This is a genomic window from Allobosea sp. CS1GBMeth4 (genome assembly GCF_900185715.1).
Classification (GTDB): Bacteria; Pseudomonadota; Alphaproteobacteria; order Rhizobiales; family Beijerinckiaceae; genus Allobosea.
The window spans coordinates 78,952-93,420 of the sequence record NZ_FYAS01000054.1; the positions used below are offsets into that span (position 1 = coordinate 78,952).

17 protein-coding genes and 1 tRNA gene are annotated in these 14,469 nt (G+C 69.2%); 4 read left to right on the forward strand and 14 right to left on the reverse strand.

Going from position 1 to position 14,469, the window contains the following annotated elements:
• Nucleotides 1–121 precede the first annotated feature (121 nt).
• A complete protein-coding gene (locus tag CS1GBM4_RS23565) occupies nt 122–1,315 on the forward strand; it encodes a bifunctional 2-C-methyl-D-erythritol 4-phosphate cytidylyltransferase/2-C-methyl-D-erythritol 2,4-cyclodiphosphate synthase (protein WP_186421200.1) in 1,194 nt (397 codons plus the stop codon).
• A gap of 5 nt (nt 1,316–1,320) precedes the next feature.
• Nucleotides 1,321–1,818: a CinA family protein gene (locus CS1GBM4_RS23570; RefSeq protein ID WP_186421201.1), complete on the forward strand. Its 498-nt coding sequence runs from the start codon at nt 1,321–1,323 to the stop codon at nt 1,816–1,818.
• On the opposite strand, the gene CS1GBM4_RS23575 is transcribed toward CS1GBM4_RS23570, so the two are convergent.
• The 13 genes from CS1GBM4_RS23575 to CS1GBM4_RS23635 all read right to left on the reverse strand — a co-directional run bounded on the left by CS1GBM4_RS23575 (nt 1,805) and on the right by CS1GBM4_RS23635 (nt 13,214).
• Entirely contained in the window at nt 1,805–2,284 is a 480-nt protein-coding gene (locus CS1GBM4_RS23575) for a type II toxin-antitoxin system RatA family toxin (RefSeq protein WP_186421202.1), read from the reverse strand. The genes CS1GBM4_RS23570 and CS1GBM4_RS23575 overlap by 14 nt on opposite strands.
• A 12-nt stretch (nt 2,285–2,296) precedes the next feature.
• Nucleotides 2,297–3,295 (reverse strand): lipoyl synthase, encoded by a 999-nt coding sequence (gene lipA / locus CS1GBM4_RS23580; protein WP_186421203.1) that lies wholly within the window; start codon nt 3,293–3,295, stop codon nt 2,297–2,299.
• Nucleotides 3,296–3,497: 202 nt separating this feature from the next.
• Nucleotides 3,498–3,773, reverse strand: coding sequence for a GlsB/YeaQ/YmgE family stress response membrane protein (locus CS1GBM4_RS23585; RefSeq protein ID WP_186421204.1), 276 nt, complete (start codon nt 3,771–3,773; stop codon nt 3,498–3,500).
• Nucleotides 3,774–3,849: 76 nt separating this feature from the next.
• Nucleotides 3,850–4,185 carry a GlsB/YeaQ/YmgE family stress response membrane protein gene (locus CS1GBM4_RS23590; protein ID WP_186421205.1) on the reverse strand — a complete coding sequence of 112 codons (336 nt, stop codon included), beginning with the start codon at nt 4,183–4,185 and terminating at the stop codon, nt 3,850–3,852.
• Nucleotides 4,186–4,230: 45 nt separating this feature from the next.
• Entirely contained in the window at nt 4,231–4,479 is a 249-nt protein-coding gene (locus CS1GBM4_RS23595) for a GlsB/YeaQ/YmgE family stress response membrane protein (protein WP_186421206.1), read from the reverse strand.
• Between the two features lie 169 nt (nt 4,480–4,648).
• Nucleotides 4,649–6,088: a dihydrolipoyl dehydrogenase gene (lpdA, locus tag CS1GBM4_RS23600; RefSeq protein WP_186421207.1), complete on the reverse strand. Its 1,440-nt coding sequence runs from the start codon at nt 6,086–6,088 to the stop codon at nt 4,649–4,651.
• A gap of 72 nt (nt 6,089–6,160) precedes the next feature.
• Nucleotides 6,161–6,853, reverse strand: coding sequence for an SGNH/GDSL hydrolase family protein (locus CS1GBM4_RS23605; RefSeq protein ID WP_186421208.1), 693 nt, complete (start codon nt 6,851–6,853; stop codon nt 6,161–6,163).
• Nucleotides 6,850–7,608 (reverse strand): hypothetical protein, encoded by a 759-nt coding sequence (locus tag CS1GBM4_RS23610; RefSeq protein ID WP_186421209.1) that lies wholly within the window; start codon nt 7,606–7,608, stop codon nt 6,850–6,852. Before CS1GBM4_RS23610 ends, CS1GBM4_RS23605 begins: the two co-directional genes overlap by 4 nt.
• A gap of 44 nt (nt 7,609–7,652) precedes the next feature.
• Complete coding sequence (locus CS1GBM4_RS23615) at nt 7,653–8,990, reverse strand: pyruvate dehydrogenase complex dihydrolipoamide acetyltransferase (protein ID WP_186421210.1); 1,338 nt, start codon at nt 8,988–8,990, stop codon at nt 7,653–7,655.
• A gap of 14 nt (nt 8,991–9,004) precedes the next feature.
• Complete coding sequence (locus CS1GBM4_RS23620; protein WP_186421211.1) at nt 9,005–10,420, reverse strand: pyruvate dehydrogenase complex E1 component subunit beta; 1,416 nt, start codon at nt 10,418–10,420, stop codon at nt 9,005–9,007.
• A gap of 71 nt (nt 10,421–10,491) precedes the next feature.
• The gene (gene pdhA / locus CS1GBM4_RS23625) at nt 10,492–11,586 is read right to left on the reverse strand and encodes a pyruvate dehydrogenase (acetyl-transferring) E1 component subunit alpha (protein WP_186421212.1); all 1,095 of its coding nucleotides are present in this window, start codon (nt 11,584–11,586) and stop codon (nt 10,492–10,494) included.
• A gap of 175 nt (nt 11,587–11,761) precedes the next feature.
• The gene (locus CS1GBM4_RS23630; protein ID WP_186421213.1) at nt 11,762–12,073 is read right to left on the reverse strand and encodes a septum formation initiator family protein; all 312 of its coding nucleotides are present in this window, start codon (nt 12,071–12,073) and stop codon (nt 11,762–11,764) included.
• 34 nt (nt 12,074–12,107) lie between these two features.
• Nucleotides 12,108–13,214 carry a hypothetical protein gene (locus tag CS1GBM4_RS23635; protein WP_186421214.1) on the reverse strand — a complete coding sequence of 369 codons (1,107 nt, stop codon included), beginning with the start codon at nt 13,212–13,214 and terminating at the stop codon, nt 12,108–12,110.
• A gap of 81 nt (nt 13,215–13,295) precedes the next feature.
• Here CS1GBM4_RS23635 and CS1GBM4_RS23640 point away from each other — a divergent pair.
• Nucleotides 13,296–13,370: transfer RNA gene (locus CS1GBM4_RS23640), tRNA-Lys, on the forward strand.
• Between the two features lie 12 nt (nt 13,371–13,382).
• Here the strand turns inward: CS1GBM4_RS23640 and CS1GBM4_RS23645 are convergent.
• Nucleotides 13,383–13,643 (reverse strand): hypothetical protein, encoded by a 261-nt coding sequence (locus CS1GBM4_RS23645; RefSeq protein WP_186421215.1) that lies wholly within the window; start codon nt 13,641–13,643, stop codon nt 13,383–13,385.
• A 193-nt stretch (nt 13,644–13,836) separates the two neighbouring features.
• Between CS1GBM4_RS23645 and CS1GBM4_RS23650 the strand changes: the two genes are divergently transcribed.
• Nucleotides 13,837–14,427 (forward strand): PRC-barrel domain-containing protein, encoded by a 591-nt coding sequence (locus tag CS1GBM4_RS23650; RefSeq protein WP_186421216.1) that lies wholly within the window; start codon nt 13,837–13,839, stop codon nt 14,425–14,427.
• The last annotated feature ends 42 nt before the right edge of the window (nt 14,428–14,469 follow it).

Below are 14,469 nucleotides of genomic sequence, written 5' to 3' on the forward strand. Positions count from 1 at the left end.
TGCAATATCGCCGCGTGCGCCGCACGAGGCGGCCGCGAGACGTCTTCGTCGACGCCGGCGCTTGGCGGGCGGCCTCCGTCGTCCTATCAGCGAGGTCCCGAGCGCGGAGCCATGAGGACCGATGAGACCGGCCGTCGCAGCCCTGATCGTCGCCGCCGGACGCGGTTTGCGCGCCGGCGCCGAGGCGCCGAAGCAATACCGGCGTCTCGGCGGCGTGCCGGTGCTGTGCCGCACGCTCTCGCCCTTGCTGGCGGAGCCGCGGATCGGCACCGTGCTGGTGGTGATCGGCGCCGGCGACGGGCCACGCTATGACGAGGCGGTCGGCCTGCTTCCGCAGAGCGCCCGCGCCCGCCTCGCCGCGCCGGTCGAAGGCGGGGAGAGCCGCCAGGATTCGGTTCGAGCCGGGCTGGAGGCGCTCGCCGCTGCCGGATTCGAGGGCAGCGTGCTCGTGCACGATGCAGCGCGCCCCTTCCTCTCGCCGGCCCTGATCGACCGGGCCTTGGCGGCCTCGGCGGAACATGCGGCGGCGATCCCGACGGTCGCGGTGACCGACACCGTCAAGCGCATCGACGCCGCCGGGCTGATCGAGGAGACCCTGCCGCGCGACCGGCTGGTCTCGGTGCAGACGCCGCAAGCCTTCGCCTTCCGCCCGTTGCTCGCTGCCCACCGGGCGGCGCATGACGGCGGAGCGGGCGGCTTCACCGACGATTCCGCCATCATGGAATGGGCGGGCCACCGTGTCGCGACCTTCGCCGGGGAGCCGATGAACCTGAAACTGACCTATCCGAGCGATTTCGAGCTGGCCGAGCAGCGCTTCGCCCGTCCGCTGGTGAGCCGCAGCGGCACGGGCTACGACGTCCACGCCTTCGCCGAAGGCGACCATGTCTGGCTCGGCGGGATCCGGATCCCGCATGGCCGCGGCGTCGCGGCGCATTCGGATGGCGACGTCGCCCTGCATGCGCTGACCGATGCGCTGCTGGGCGCGCTCGCCGACGGCGACATCGGCAGCCATTTCCCGCCGAGCGATCCGCAATGGCGCGGCGCCTCCTCGGACCGCTTCCTCGCCTTCGCCGCCGGGCGCGTCCGGCAGCGCGGCGGCCGGATCGACCATCTCGACCTCACCATCGTCTGCGAGGGACCGAAGGTGGGCCCGCATCGCGACGCGATCCGCGCCCGCATCGCCGAGATCGCGGGCCTGCGCCTCGACCAGGTCGGGGTCAAGGCGACAACCTCGGAACGTCTCGGCTTCACCGGCCGCGGCGAGGGCCTGGCCGCGCTCGCCACCGCCACGATCCGCCTTCCCGAGCCGGAGTGACGCCAATGTTCGATCTCGATGTGCTGTCGCTGGCGGCCGAGCTCCTGACCCTCTCGCGTGAGCGCGGCATCACCGTCGCGACGGTCGAGTCCTGCACGGGCGGCCTGGTCTGCGGGGCGCTGACCGCGATCTCGGGCTCGTCCAACATGGTGCTCGGCGGATTGGTCACCTACTCCAACGAAGCGAAGACGGCGCTGGCCGGCGTTCCGGTGGAGTTGATCCGCGAGCATGGCGCGGTCAGCGAGCCGGTCGCGCGGGCGATGGCGGAAGGCGGCCGGGAGCGTCTGTCGTCGCGGCTGTGCGTCTCGATCACCGGCATAGCCGGGCCGGATGGCGGCAGCGAGGCCAAGCCCGTCGGGCTGGTGCATTTCGCCTGTGCCAACGGCGCCAGAACCCTGCACCGCGAGCGACGTTTCGGCGCCCAGGGCCGCGACGAGATCAGGCGGCTCAGCGTGCTGGAAGCGCTCGATCTGCTGCGGGAAGCCTCGCTCAGCCTGAAGTGACCGGCGCCGCCGCCCCGCCCGGACCGTAGATGCGGTCGGCGCGCTTCTCGAAGGCCTCGGCGAATTTGTGGAAGGCCTTGTCGAACATCGCGCCCATCAGCAGGCCGAGCATCCGGCTGGCGAATTCGTAGGAGATGAAGAAGCCGACCTCGCAGCCATTCTCCAGCGGCTTGAAGCTCCAGCGGTTCTCGAGATAGCGGAAGGGCCCGTCGACATATTCGACCAGGATCTTGAGATTGGCCGGGTCGAGCGTGACACGGCTGGTGAAGGTCTCGCGGATCGCCTTGTAGCCGACGGTCATGTCGGCGAGCACGACCTCGCCGCCGCCTTCGCGCGGCGTGCGGCGGCGCACCGTCAGGCCCTCGCAGAGCGGCAGGAACTGCGGATATTTCTCGACGTCCGCCACGAGCGCGAACATCTCTCCGGGCGAGTGCTTCACCCGGCGGGTGCTGTTGAACATCGGCATCGGCGATGCCGGTCAGGCGCCGGGCCTGGCCGCGCGCGCCGCGCGCAGCCGCGCGAAATCCTCGCCGGCATGATGCGAGGAGCGCGTCAGCGGCGTCGCGGAGACCATCAGGAAGCCCTTCACATAGGCGATGGTCTCGAAGCTCTTGAACTCGTCCGGGGTGACGAAGCGCACGACCGGATGATGCTTGCGCGACGGCGCCAGGTACTGGCCGATGGTGATGAAGTCGACATCGGCCGAACGCAGGTCGTCCATCAGCTGCAGGACCTCGTTCCGCTCCTCGCCAAGCCCGACCATGATGCCGGATTTGGTGAAGATGGCCGGATCGAGCTCCTTCACCTGCTGCAGCAGCCGGAGCGAGTGGAAGTAGCGGGCACCCGGACGCACCTTGAGGTACTTGCCGGGCACGGTCTCGAGATTGTGGTTGAAGACATCGGGCTTCGCCGCGACGACGACTTCGAGCGCGCCGGGCTTGCGCAGGAAATCCGGCGTCAGAATCTCGATCGTCGTGGCGGGCGAGGCCTCGCGGATGGCGCGGATGACGCGGGCGAAATGCTCGGCGCCGCCATCCTTCAGGTCGTCGCGATCGACCGAGGTGATCACGACATGCTCGAGGCCGAGCTTGACGACGGCCTCGGCGATCTTGCGCGGCTCGTCATGGTCGAGCGCCTCGGGCACCCCGGTCTTGACGTTGCAGAAGGCGCAGGCCCGCGTGCAGGTGTCGCCCATGATCATGAAGGTGGCGTGCTTCTTCTCCCAGCACTCGCCGATATTGGGGCAGCCAGCCTCCTCGCAGACGGTGACGAGCTTCTCGGCCTTCACGATCTCCTTGGTCTGCGCCCATTTCGGCGAGCCGGGCGCCTTGACCCGGATCCAGTCCGGCTTGCGCAGGATCGGATTCTCCGGCCGCTTCTGCTTCTCCGGATGGCGCAGCTCCGGCTTCACCTCGGATTTCGGATTGCCCGCATTGGGACGCGGATCGCGGTTGAGGAGATCGAGCACGACGGCCATGGACGGGTCCGCTTCCTGCTGCCGCCATGAGGGCGGCCATCGCCGTCTAGCTAATGCCGAAGCGCGGCGCGGGCAACCCGCGGCGCATGTTCCGCAAAAGTGGACACCACTCTTGCGACGAGAACATGCGCCAGAATTTTGAGTTGCACGAATTCTGATCGCTCGACCGTCCCGGTCGAGCGGAAAGCGCGCCTGACGCGGCTCAGTTGCGCACCGCGCGCCAGACCACGATCAGCAGGCAGGCGCCGGCGATGGCGGCGGTCAGCGTGCGCCAGAAGCCGAAGACCGGGATGTCGAGCAAATCCGCGATGCGGCTGCCGACGAAGGAGCCGGCGACGCCGACGATCATGTTGGTGAAGAGCCCGTGGTCGGAGGACGTGACGCGCTCGGCGATCCAGCCGGCGATGACGCCGATCAGCAGCGTCATGAAGAAGCCGTAGCCCGGCGTGCCGAGCGCGGCGTAGAGCTGGTCGTTCATGGCAATCCCCCTGCCCTTCAGGCCGGTCCGGCGGCCCGTCGACCACAACGCTCGCGCAGGCCGGTCGGTTCCGGCCTCAGGCGATGAAGCGCGCCAGCAGCACGACCAGGATCGCGCCGATCACCGCCATCGCCATCGAGTCGAGGAAACGGTAGCCGGTGCTCGCCCGCCAACCGGTGACATGGACGATGCCCTGGCCGACCAGCATGCCGAGCAGGCCGACCACGGCATGGCGCAGAAAGCCGCCACCGCCGACGACGAGGCTGGCGATGAACCCCGCGGCGGTGCCGAAGGCGACCGGCGGCAGCAAACGGCGCCAGTCGAGCGTCAGCCCTCCGCGCGGCGGCAGGATCTCGACCCTGTCGTCGGGAACGACCCGATCGGGCCTGGCGGATTTGCGGGCGCGGCTCATCGGCGGGATATGGCCTGCGCCATGCCGGAATTCCAGCGTCGGAGATCAGGCGATCAGCCGGGCCAGGAAGACCACGACGATCGCGCCGATCGTCGCCGTGACGATCTGCGAGATCAGCGGGTTGCCGATGCCGAGGCTGATGCCGAGCGCCTGGAGCAGGAAGCTGCCGACGAAGGCGCCGATCAGGCCGGTGACGATGTAGCGGATCAGCCCGCCGCCGCCCATGACGATGCTGGCGAGCCAGCCGGCGACGGCGCCGATGGCGATGGCGACGAGAATGGCACGAAGGTCCATGAATGATCCTCCCAGGTCGGCAACAGCAGGATCAGCAAGTCTGCATGAAGCGGGTGTGAACGATGTCGCGCTTTCCCGTCATTGCGAGGAGCGCAGCGACGAAGCAATCCAGGCACGGCGGAACCCTACGCTCTGGATTGCTTCGCTGCGCTCGCAATGACGGAAGGGCTCAGGCGTTCAGCACCTTGCCATAGGCGTCGAGCACGGCCTCCTTCATCGTCTCCGACAGGGTCGGATGCGGGAAGATGGTGTGCATCAGCTCTTCCTCGGTGGTCTCGAGGTTCATCGCGACGACGAAGCCCTGGATCAGTTCGGTCACTTCCGGACCGACCATGTGCGCGCCGAGGAGCTTGCCGGTCTTGGCGTCGAAGATCGTCTTGACCATGCCGCTGTCCTCGCCGAGCGCCACCGCCTTGCCGTTGGCGACGAAGTTGAAGCGGCCGACCTTGAGCTGGTGGCCGGCCTCCTTCGCCCTGGCCTCGGTCAGGCCGACGCTGGCGATCTGCGGGTGGCAATAGGTGCAGCCCGGGATCATGGTCTTGTCCATCGGGTGCGGATGCAGCCCCTTGATCGCCTCGACGCAGATCACCCCCTCGTGCTCGGCCTTGTGGGCCAGCATCGGCGGGCCGGCGACGTCGCCGATCGCGTAGATGCCCTTCACATTGGTGCGGCAGAGCCCGTCGATCGCGATCACGCCGCGATCGAGCTTCACGCCGAGCGCCTCCAGGCCGAGATTCTCGACATTGGCAACGACGCCGACGGCCGAGATCATCCGCTCCGCCTGAATCGTCTGCTTGTTGCCCTTGTCGTCCTCGACATGGGCGGTGATCGAGTTGGGCCCCTTCTCGACCTTGGTGACCTTGGTCGAGGTCAGGATCTTGATGCCCTGCTTCTCGAAGGCCTTGCGCGCGAAGGCGCCGATCTCGGCATCCTCGACGGGAACGACCTGAGGCATCACCTCGACCACCGTGACCTCGGCGCCGAGCGTGCGGTAGAAGGAGGCGAACTCGATGCCGATCGCGCCCGAGCCCATCACCACCAGCGATTTCGGCATGGCTGGCGGCACCAGCGCCTCGAAATAGGTCCAGATCAGCTTGCCGTCCGGCTCCAGCCCCGGCAGGACGCGCGGGCGGGCGCCGGTCGCGACGATGATGTGGTCGGCCGTATAGGTGCCCTCGCCCTTGGCGCCCTTCGGGATCGGCCCCTGCGGCTGCATCGCCGGCTTCCCGGTCGGTGCGACGACGATGGTGTTGGCCTTGGTCAACCTGGCCTCGCCCCAGATCACGTCGACCTTGTTCTTCTTCATCAGGAACTGGACGCCGTTGTTCATCCTGACCGCGATGCCGCGCGAGCGCTTCACCACCGCGTCCAAATCGGCCTTGAACGAGCCTTCCAGCGTCAGCCCGTAATCCTTGGCGTGCTGGCCGTAGTGCAGGATCTCGGCCGAGCGCAGCAGCGCCTTGGTCGGGATGCAGCCCCAGTTCGAGCAGATGCCGGCGAGGTGCTCGCGCTCGACGATCGCGGTCCTGAAGCCGAGCTGGGCCGCCCGGATCGCCGCGACATAGCCGCCGGGGCCGGAGCCGATGATGATGATGTCGTAGTCAGCCATGGCTAGCGCTCCGCCCCTGCCGCTCGTGGTGAGGGGTTGGTGTTGCGGGGCAAGGCCCCGTTTGGGTTCCGTTCACGGTCCGCTGATCCGCAGCGCCGGGCCGCGCGTCGGCAGCGGCAGGCCGAGCAGGCCGTCGACGACCGGCGCCAGCGCGAGGCCGATGGCGCGGGTATTCTCGGCATCGAGATGGATGCCGTCCTCGCCGCTCACCGTCGCAACCGCCGCCGCATCGAAAAAGCCGACGCCGATCTCGTCGGCGATGCGGCGATAATAGGTCGCCAGCAGCGCCATCTTCTCGGGGGCGCCCTCCATGAAGAAATTGGCTTCGTGCTCCGGATCGTCCGGCCTGCGCGCGACCGGCGGCGCGACGATCAGCACCTCAGGCACCGGCATGCCGGGCTCGACCGGCGGACGCTGCGCCACCTGCGCCAGCATCCGCATCGAGCGGGCGACGTCGTAGGCGCTGAGCGAGTGCTGGCGCTGGCAGTCATTGGTGCCGAGCATCAGGATGACGAGGTCGAGCGGCGCGTGGCACTCGATGAACAGCGGCAGCAGCGATATGCCGGAGCGATAGGGCCGCAACGGGTCCTCCAGCGCGATCCGCCGGCCGTTCAGCCCCTCCTCGATCACCGTGGCGTAGCCGCCGAGCGCCTTCTCCAGCACGCGCGGCCAGCGCACATCGTCGCCATGCCGGTCGGGCCGGTTGGCGATACGGCCCCAGGTCAGTGAATCGCCGAAGGCGAGGATGCGGGCCTGGCGTGTCATCGTGAGGCTCCCACACGTTTCTGGAGTGCGGCGATGGTCTGTGCTTCGCGTCCGAGCGGGAACGGCGCGGAAGAGCGCGTCGCCAGGCCGAAGACGTCGCCCTTGCGGGTCTCCTTCACGGTCTCGCGCTGCCGCGCATAGGAGCCGCACGTGAAACCGCCGCGACGCGCGGAGGCCGGGTCGGCGCTGTTCGCGCCATAGCGGAAGCAGACATAGCTGAGCTTGACCTGGCCGCGATAGCGCCCGTCCTGCGGATCGTCGATCTCGGCGGAGGCGTTCTCCCAGAGCACGGCGAAGGAGCCGCGCAGGATGGCCTCGTTGCCGGGATACCAGAGGAAGCTGTCGCCATTGGCGGCGATGTACTCGATCTGCGTGCCGTGCCGGGGACTGTGGGTCAGGACGGTCCGGTCGCCGAAAAAGGCGGCCACGACCTCCGGATCGGCGGCCGCACCCGGCAGGGAGGCGCCACGGGGGGCGGCGTTGCGCGCCATGTACTCGGCCTGGCTCAGGACCGGCCGCGCTGCGAACGGGCTGCGCGCGCGCCGGAACTGGCCCGAGGTGCCCGGCCCGAACGCGATGACGGGCGGATGATCGGCTGACGGAGTCGCCGCAATCCGGGCCTGCTCCGGCGACGAGACGCAGCCCGCGAGCCCGAGGGCGAGAGCTGCCGCCATGATCGCGCCAGCCTCGCGCCATTGCCGGGGGCCGGCCTGCCGCTCGATGACGGCTCGCGATGTCGCCTGTCGCTCGCTCATGCGCTCACGCCTCGCCCGCGCCGTGCCGGCCCGCCCTCGGCGAGCTAGACCAGCATCGCCATCGGCTTCTCGATATAGCCCTTGAAGGCCTGGAGCAGCTCGGCGCCGAGCGCGCCGTCGACGGCGCGGTGGTCGGTCGAGAGCGTCACCGACATCACGGTCGCGACCCCGAGCTGGCCGTTCTTGACGACCGCGCGCTGCTCGCCGGCGCCGACCGCCAGGATCGTCGCATGAGGCGGGTTGATCACCGCGGCGAAATCCTTGACGCCGAACATGCCGAGGTTCGAGACCGCCGTGGTGCCGCCCTGATACTCCTCGGGCTTCAGCTTGCGCGCCTTGGCGCGCGCCGCGAAGTCCTTCATCTCGTTGGAGATCTGCGACAGCGTCTTGTGGCAGGCGTCGCGCACGATCGGGGTGATGAGACCGCCCGGGATCGAGACGGCGACGCCGACATCGGCATGCTTGTGCTTCAGCATCGCGCCGTCGGTCCAGGAGACGTTGGCGTCCGGCACCGCCCTGAGCGCCAGAGCCAGCGCCTTGATCACCATGTCGTTGACCGAGAGCTTGTAGGCCGGCTTGCCGTCCTTTTCCGGCGCCGCGGCGTTGAGCTCGGCCCGCAGCTTCAAGAGCGCATCGAGCTCGCAGTCGAGCGTGAGGTAGAAATGCGGGATGGTCTGCTTGGCCTCGGTCAGGCGGCGCGCGATCGTCTTGCGCATGCCGTCATGCGGGATCTCCTCATAGGAGTCCGGCGCGAACAGCTTCTTGACCTGCTCGTCCGAAGGGCCGGCAGCCAGTGGCGCGGCGGCCGGCTTCGGCGCGGCGGGCGCGCCGGCTGCCGGGGCCGGCGCGGCCTTGGCCGCTCCACCACCCTGCTTCGCAGCCTCGATGTCCTTCTCGACGATGCGGCCATGCGGTCCGGAGCCCTGGACCCTGCCGAGATCGATGCCGGCCTCCTTGGCGAGGCGGCGTGCCAGCGGCGAGGCGAAGGGGCGGTCGCCGGAAGCGGGCGTCGCAGCCTGCGCCGCCGGAGCCGGAGCGGCCGGAGCAGCCGGGGCGGCGGGAGCAGGCTCCGCCGCTTTCGGGGCAGGCTCGCTCTTGGCCGGGGCGGCGCTCGGCGCCGAGACGCTCTTGGCGTCCTCGCCCTCGCCGGCGATGACGCCGATCACCTCGTTGACCGCGACATCGGCCGTGCCCTCCGGCACCACGATCCTGGCGAGGATGCCCTCGTCGACCGCCTCGACCTCCATCGTCGCCTTGTCGGTCTCGATCTCGGCGATGATGTCGCCGGACTTGATCGTGTCGCCTTCCTTCTTCAGCCACTTGGCGAGATTGCCCTTCTCCATCGTCGGAGAGAGCGCGGGCATCAGGATGTTGGTCGGCATCGGTCGGCCCTCTCTCAGCGGTAGCAGACGGCCTTGGCCGCCGCGACGACCTCGCCGATATTGGGCAGCGCCAGCTTCTCGAGGTTGGCGGCGTAGGGCATCGGCACGTCCTTGCCGGTGACGCGCGCGACGGGGGCGTCGAGCCAGTCGAACGCCGCCTCCATGATCCTCATGCCGATCTCGGCGGTGACGCCCGATTGCGGGAAGCCCTCCTCGACCGCGACGCAGCGATTGGTCTTCTGGACCGAGGCGACCACGGTCTCGATGTCCATCGGCCGGATGGTTCTGAGGTCGATGACCTCGGCCTCGATGCCCTCCTTGGCGAGCGCCTCGGCGGCGCCGAGCGCATAGGTCATGCCGATGCCGAAGGAGACGATGGTGACGTCGCTACCGGGCCGAACGACCTTGGCCTTGCCGATCGGAATGGTGAAGTCGTCGCCCTTCGGCACGTCGAAGGAGCGGCCGTAGAGAATCTCGTTCTCGAGGAAGATCACCGGGTTCGGGTCGCGGATCGCGCTCTTGAGCAGGCCCTTGGCGTCGGAGGCGCTGTAGGGCATCACCACCTTGAGGCCCGGGACGTTCGAGTACCAGGCGGCATAGTCGTGGCTGTGCTGGGCGGCGACGCGGGCGGCCGCGCCGTTCGGGCCGCGGAAGACGATCGGGCAGCCCATCTGGCCGCCGGACATGTAGAGCGTCTTCGCCGCCGAGTTGATGATCTGGTCGATCGCCTGCATGGCGAAGTTGAAGGTCATGAACTCGACGATCGGCTTGAGGCCGGTCAGCGCCGCACCGACGCCGACGCCGGCGAAGCCGTGCTCGGTGATCGGGGTGTCGATCACGCGGCGCGCTCCGAACTCCTGCAGCAGGCCCTGCGTCACCTTGTAGGCGCCCTGGTACTCCGCGACCTCCTCGCCCATGACGAAGACGTCGGCATCGCGGCGCATCTCCTCGGCCATGGCGTCGCGAAGCGCCTCGCGCACCGTCATCGAGACGATCTCGGCGCCGGCCGGAAACTCAGAGGAGGCGTCGTAGGCCTTGGGCTGCGGCGGCGCGGCGGCGGCCGATTCCGCCTTCGGAGCGGGGGCGGCCCTGGGCGCCTCGCCGACCGCCGCCGGCGGGGCGGATTCGGCTGCCTGCGGCGCCGTTTGCGCCTTGCCGCCGCCGCTCGCCGCGGCGGAGATATCCTCGCCATCGGCGGCGATCACCGCGATCGGCGTGTTGACCGCGACGTTCTCGGTGCCGTCGGCGACCAGGATCTTGGCGAGCACGCCCTCGTCGACCGCCTCGACCTCCATGGTCGCCTTGTCGGTCTCGATCTCGGCGATGATGTCGCCGGCCTTGATCGCGTCGCCCTCGGCTTTCAGCCATTTGGCGAGCTTGCCCTGTTCCATGGTCGGCGACAGGGCGGGCATCAGAATGTCGATCGGCATGAACGCACCCGGGAGTTCTGGAGCGGCCGCGAGGGCCTCGATGTCGGGGAAAGGAGGCTTGGCGCGGCGCTTCAGGCCTGCGCCGGCTCCAGCAGGATGTCGGTGTAGAGCTCGGACGGATCTGGCTCGGGATCGTGCGTCGCGAATTCGGCGGCGTCGTTGACGATCTCGCGGACCTTGGCGTCGATCGCCTTGAGCTCGTCCTCGCCGAGCTTGTGCTCGCGGGTCAGGCGGGCGCGGACCTGCTCGATCGGGTCGTGCTCCTCGCGCATGCGCTGGACCTCGTCCTTCGAGCGGTACTTCGCCGGGTCGGACATGGAATGGCCGCGGTAGCGGTAGGTCTGCATCTCGAGGATGTACGGGCCCTTGCCGGTGCGGGCATGCTCGATGGCGCGGCTCGCGGCCTCGCGCACGGCGCGGACATCCATGCCGTCGACCTGCTCGCCCGGGATGCCGAAGGAGACGCCGCGCTTGGAGAAGTCGGTCTGGGCCGAGGCGCGGTTGACCGAGGTGCCCATGGCGTAGCGGTTGTTCTCGATCACGAACACGACCGGCAGCTTCCAGAGCTGGGCCATGTTGAAGCTCTCGTAGACCTGGCCCTGATTGGCGGCGCCGTCGCCGAAATAGGCCAGCGCGACGCGCCCGTCCTGGCGGTACCAGTTGGCGAAGCCGAGGCCGGCGCCGAGCGAGACCTGCGCGCCGACGATGCCGTGGCCGCCATAGAAGTTCTTCTCGCGGCTGAACATGTGCATCGAGCCGCCCTTGCCGTGCGAGTAGCCGCCGCGGCGCCCGGTGAGCTCCGCCATCACGCCGCGCGATTCCATGCCGCAGGCGAGCATGTGGCCGTGGTCGCGATAGCCGGTGATGACCTGGTCGCCGTCCTTCGAGGCCATCTGCATGCCGACGACCACGGCTTCCTGGCCGATATAGAGATGGCAGAAGCCGCCGATCAGGCCCATGCCGTACATCTGGCCGGCCTTCTCCTCGAAGCGGCGGATCAGCAGCATTTCGCGATAGGCGTGGAGCTCCTCCTCCCTGGTGAAGGTCGGAACGTTCGGGATCGCCTTGGCCGCGCCCTTCGCAGCCCCCTTCGCCGCCGTCCTCGGCGCCTTTCCGGCTGCCTTCGCAGGTGTTCCTGCTTTCGTCTTCCGCGCGGCAATGGCCATGTACGGGTCCTCCCAAGCTCTACTGCTTTGGTTGTAGAGGAAGCCCCAGGCCTTGGCGAGAGCGGCATCTCGCAGTGCAACATGAATTAAGTTGCTGATTTAACTGAGCTAATGTCTTTTAACTGCTTTTCGGTTGATCGATCTTTTTGCGACCAATCCGACCTGGAAAGCCGGCTTACCGACCCATCACGACGACATCGTTGCGATGGACCCGGCCGAGCATGGCGCGAGCCCTTTCCTCGAGCAGATCGCGGTCGACCGCCTCGTCGCGCATCAGGCCGAGACGCTTCTCCCAGTCCTGGCGCTCGCTGGTCAGGGCCGCGAGCTCGGCCTCGATCTCGCCGAACTTCTCGCGGAGCCCGCCGAGCGCCTCCAGTCCACGGGCGCCATGCTGGGCGTGGAACAGGAAATAGCCGACGACGGCGCTCGACACGAGGTAGAGCGCGAGCGTGACGAAGATGGAGCGGAGGCCGCGACGGATGACCATGCCGCCACGCTAGAATCGCTTGGTTGACGCGCCGTTAACGATGCGGCGCGAGCACGGTCAGAGCGGGGTCGGCCGGAGCCGGCTCGCCGCGGCCGAGCGCGATCAGATCGGCCTCGATCCGGCGTGCGATCGGCAGGCGGTAATGCGCCGGGTCCCAGTAGTTCGCATCCTCGCGGGTGAGCGGCGAGGCATGGGCATAGTCGGCGACGATCGCCTGCCGGCGCGCGGCGATCGCCGCGATCTGCGCCTTGCAGGCCTCGAGGCGCTGCCAGGCGGCGCTCCCTTCGCGCGGCAGGGCTCCGGCATGGACCGGCGGCAGCACGACGAGGCGCCGCGTTCCGGCCGGAAAGGCTGCGAGCCCCTGCTCCAGCCAGGCCAGGGCGGGAAAACGCCAGGCGGCCCGCTCGGCGGCCCCGACCGGGACCGGCGGCGTCAGCGGCGCCAGCTCCGGCGCGTGGCCGCCATGGCCGCGGTAGAGGTGGAAGCGGGCGCGGGCGAGGTCATAGGTCGCCTCGGGCGGGGTGAAGACCTCGTAGCCGTCGCCGCGCAGGCGCTGCGGCTGCAGGCCGAGCCGGTGGGCGGCGAGCCGCAGCGCGATCTCCAGCGTGGTGACGTTGAGCTGCCCCGGCCAATCGTTCCAGGCGTCGTCGTCGTAGAGCCAGGGCGGAAAGGGCCGCGGCGTGAGCCGGCGTGCCGCGTCGGTGGCATCGGCCTCGCACCAGGTCTGGTCGACCCCCCAGATCACGAAACGCGGTGCCGCGACCCGGCGCGCGAACAGGCCGGCGAGCTGCGCCTGCTCCCAGGGCGTCGCCGCGTTCATGCCGAGATTGGCGAAGCGGGCGGACAGGCCGCGCGACAGGATGGCGGGATCGAGCAGGCGCAGGGTCGAGGTGCCGAACACCGCCGAATCGAAGGCGCCGGACCTGACGATCTGCGGGTACATGAAGCGCTGGTTGAGATCCATCAGCGGCCGCGCCGGCCGGCCGGCCTCGACGCGCACGCCGTAGGGGTCGAGCACGGCGATGAAGCCGAACAGAAGCGCCGTCAACGCCGCGGCGGCGACCAGGAACGCCCCGCTCCAGCCGCGCCAGCGCCGCGCCGCGCCGACCGTATCCGCCCCAGCCATGATTTCGTTCGCCATCGGCGCGGCTTCTGCCACGATGCGGCCGCCGGAACAATGTTGACCGATGCGCGCGCTCTGCCTATGTCAGCGCGCCAGTGAGGGCGGGTAGCTCAGTGGTAGAGCACGTGACTTTTAATCATGTGGTCGAGGGTTCGATCCCCTCCCCGCTCACCAGATCTTCCCCGCTCAGCCCAGCCGGCTGACGCTCCGCCGCGGCGCGCGGGGAGCGGGCGAGCCTGGTCCCGGACCCTGCCGGAATTCGGGAGGCGGCGCGATCGCTCCGGCATAGCCGTCGAGTTCCCAGCAACGCCAGCGCTGATAGTCGGCATGCGTCGCCGCTTCGGAGCAGGCGAGCCATTGCGAGCGCGGCCAGAACGCCGCTGCCGGCGCGGCCGCGGCCGCCATGCCGAGCATGGCGAGCCCGGTGAGCGCGAGGGTCCTGTGCATCGCTGTCGGCTCCGGATCGTGACCGTCGCGCGCAAGCAAGCGCCCGCAGCCCTTACCGAACCTCTAATCCGCGCCATCGCCCCGCAGCGCGCCTCCCGGTCAGGCGCCGCGCGCATGGCTCCGGTCCGAACCAAAACCCGGTTACCGCGTTGTTCCCTCATTCCGCAGATGCGGAAACGACAGGAGGACACCGATGTACAAGCGTCACGTTGCACTGACGGCGATTGGCGGCGTCATGCTTGCCGCCGCTGCCGTTGCGCAGACCAGCTCGCCTTCGAACCAGCCGCCGAGCCCGCAGCCGACTTCGCCCTCGACGAGCGCGCCCGCCGCGCCGGCGCCTGCGGCCGAGACTGCCAAGGCCCCCGAGAACAACCTCGCCGGGCAGGGCAAGTGGCGGGCTTCCAAGCTGATGGGCGTCGACATCTACGGCCCCGACAACAAGAAGGTCGGTGACGTCACCGAGGTCGTGTTCGACAAGACCGGCAAGATCGAGCTCGTCACCGTCGGCGTCGGCGGCTTCCTCGGCATCGGCTCCAAGGATGTGGCGATCCCGTTCGAGCAGGTGCAGTGGAGCGAGGAGCCGATGGCCGCGGCGGCCCCGGCTCCGTCCGGTGGCACCGGAGCCGCCGGCAGCAGCGCCAGCGGCACGAGTGCCGGCGGCAGCACCGCGATGAACGCGCCGGCGGCGAAGCGTGGCGCCGAGATGTATCCGGACCACGGCAAGATCACGATGACCAAGGAACAGCTTACCGCCGCTCCGGCCGTGACCTATGCCGCCCGCTGATCCCGGCCGCGAGGATCATCACAGGCCCGCCCCTCGGGGGCG

Excerpts from the sequence above, each read along its gene's own strand:
- CS1GBM4_RS23615 (WP_186421210.1), bottom strand. The coding sequence starts at position 8,990 with ATGCCGACCAACATCCTGATGCCCGCGCTCTCTCCGACGATGGAGAAG.
- pdhA (WP_186421212.1), bottom strand. The coding sequence starts at position 11,586 with ATGGCCATTGCCGCGCGGAAGACGAAAGCAGGAACACCTGCGAAGGCA.
- lpdA (WP_186421207.1), bottom strand. The coding sequence starts at position 6,088 with ATGGCTGACTACGACATCATCATCATCGGCTCCGGCCCCGGCGGCTAT.
- lipA (WP_186421203.1), bottom strand. The coding sequence starts at position 3,295 with ATGGCCGTCGTGCTCGATCTCCTCAACCGCGATCCGCGTCCCAATGCG.
- CS1GBM4_RS23620 (WP_186421211.1), bottom strand. The coding sequence starts at position 10,420 with ATGCCGATCGACATTCTGATGCCCGCCCTGTCGCCGACCATGGAACAG.
- CS1GBM4_RS23590 (WP_186421205.1), bottom strand. The coding sequence starts at position 4,185 with ATGAGCCGCGCCCGCAAATCCGCCAGGCCCGATCGGGTCGTTCCCGAC.
- CS1GBM4_RS23585 (WP_186421204.1), bottom strand. The coding sequence starts at position 3,773 with ATGAACGACCAGCTCTACGCCGCGCTCGGCACGCCGGGCTACGGCTTC.
- CS1GBM4_RS23650 (WP_186421216.1), top strand. The coding sequence starts at position 13,837 with ATGTACAAGCGTCACGTTGCACTGACGGCGATTGGCGGCGTCATGCTT.
- CS1GBM4_RS23645 (WP_186421215.1), bottom strand. The coding sequence starts at position 13,643 with ATGCACAGGACCCTCGCGCTCACCGGGCTCGCCATGCTCGGCATGGCG.
- CS1GBM4_RS23635 (WP_186421214.1), bottom strand. The coding sequence starts at position 13,214 with ATGGCGAACGAAATCATGGCTGGGGCGGATACGGTCGGCGCGGCGCGG.
- CS1GBM4_RS23630 (WP_186421213.1), bottom strand. The coding sequence starts at position 12,073 with ATGGTCATCCGTCGCGGCCTCCGCTCCATCTTCGTCACGCTCGCGCTC.
- CS1GBM4_RS23595 (WP_186421206.1), bottom strand. The coding sequence starts at position 4,479 with ATGGACCTTCGTGCCATTCTCGTCGCCATCGCCATCGGCGCCGTCGCC.
- CS1GBM4_RS23575 (WP_186421202.1), bottom strand. The coding sequence starts at position 2,284 with ATGCCGATGTTCAACAGCACCCGCCGGGTGAAGCACTCGCCCGGAGAG.
- CS1GBM4_RS23610 (WP_186421209.1), bottom strand. The coding sequence starts at position 7,608 with ATGAGCGAGCGACAGGCGACATCGCGAGCCGTCATCGAGCGGCAGGCC.
- CS1GBM4_RS23605 (WP_186421208.1), bottom strand. The coding sequence starts at position 6,853 with ATGACACGCCAGGCCCGCATCCTCGCCTTCGGCGATTCACTGACCTGG.
- CS1GBM4_RS23570 (WP_186421201.1), top strand. The coding sequence starts at position 1,321 with ATGTTCGATCTCGATGTGCTGTCGCTGGCGGCCGAGCTCCTGACCCTC.
- CS1GBM4_RS23565 (WP_186421200.1), top strand. The coding sequence starts at position 122 with ATGAGACCGGCCGTCGCAGCCCTGATCGTCGCCGCCGGACGCGGTTTG.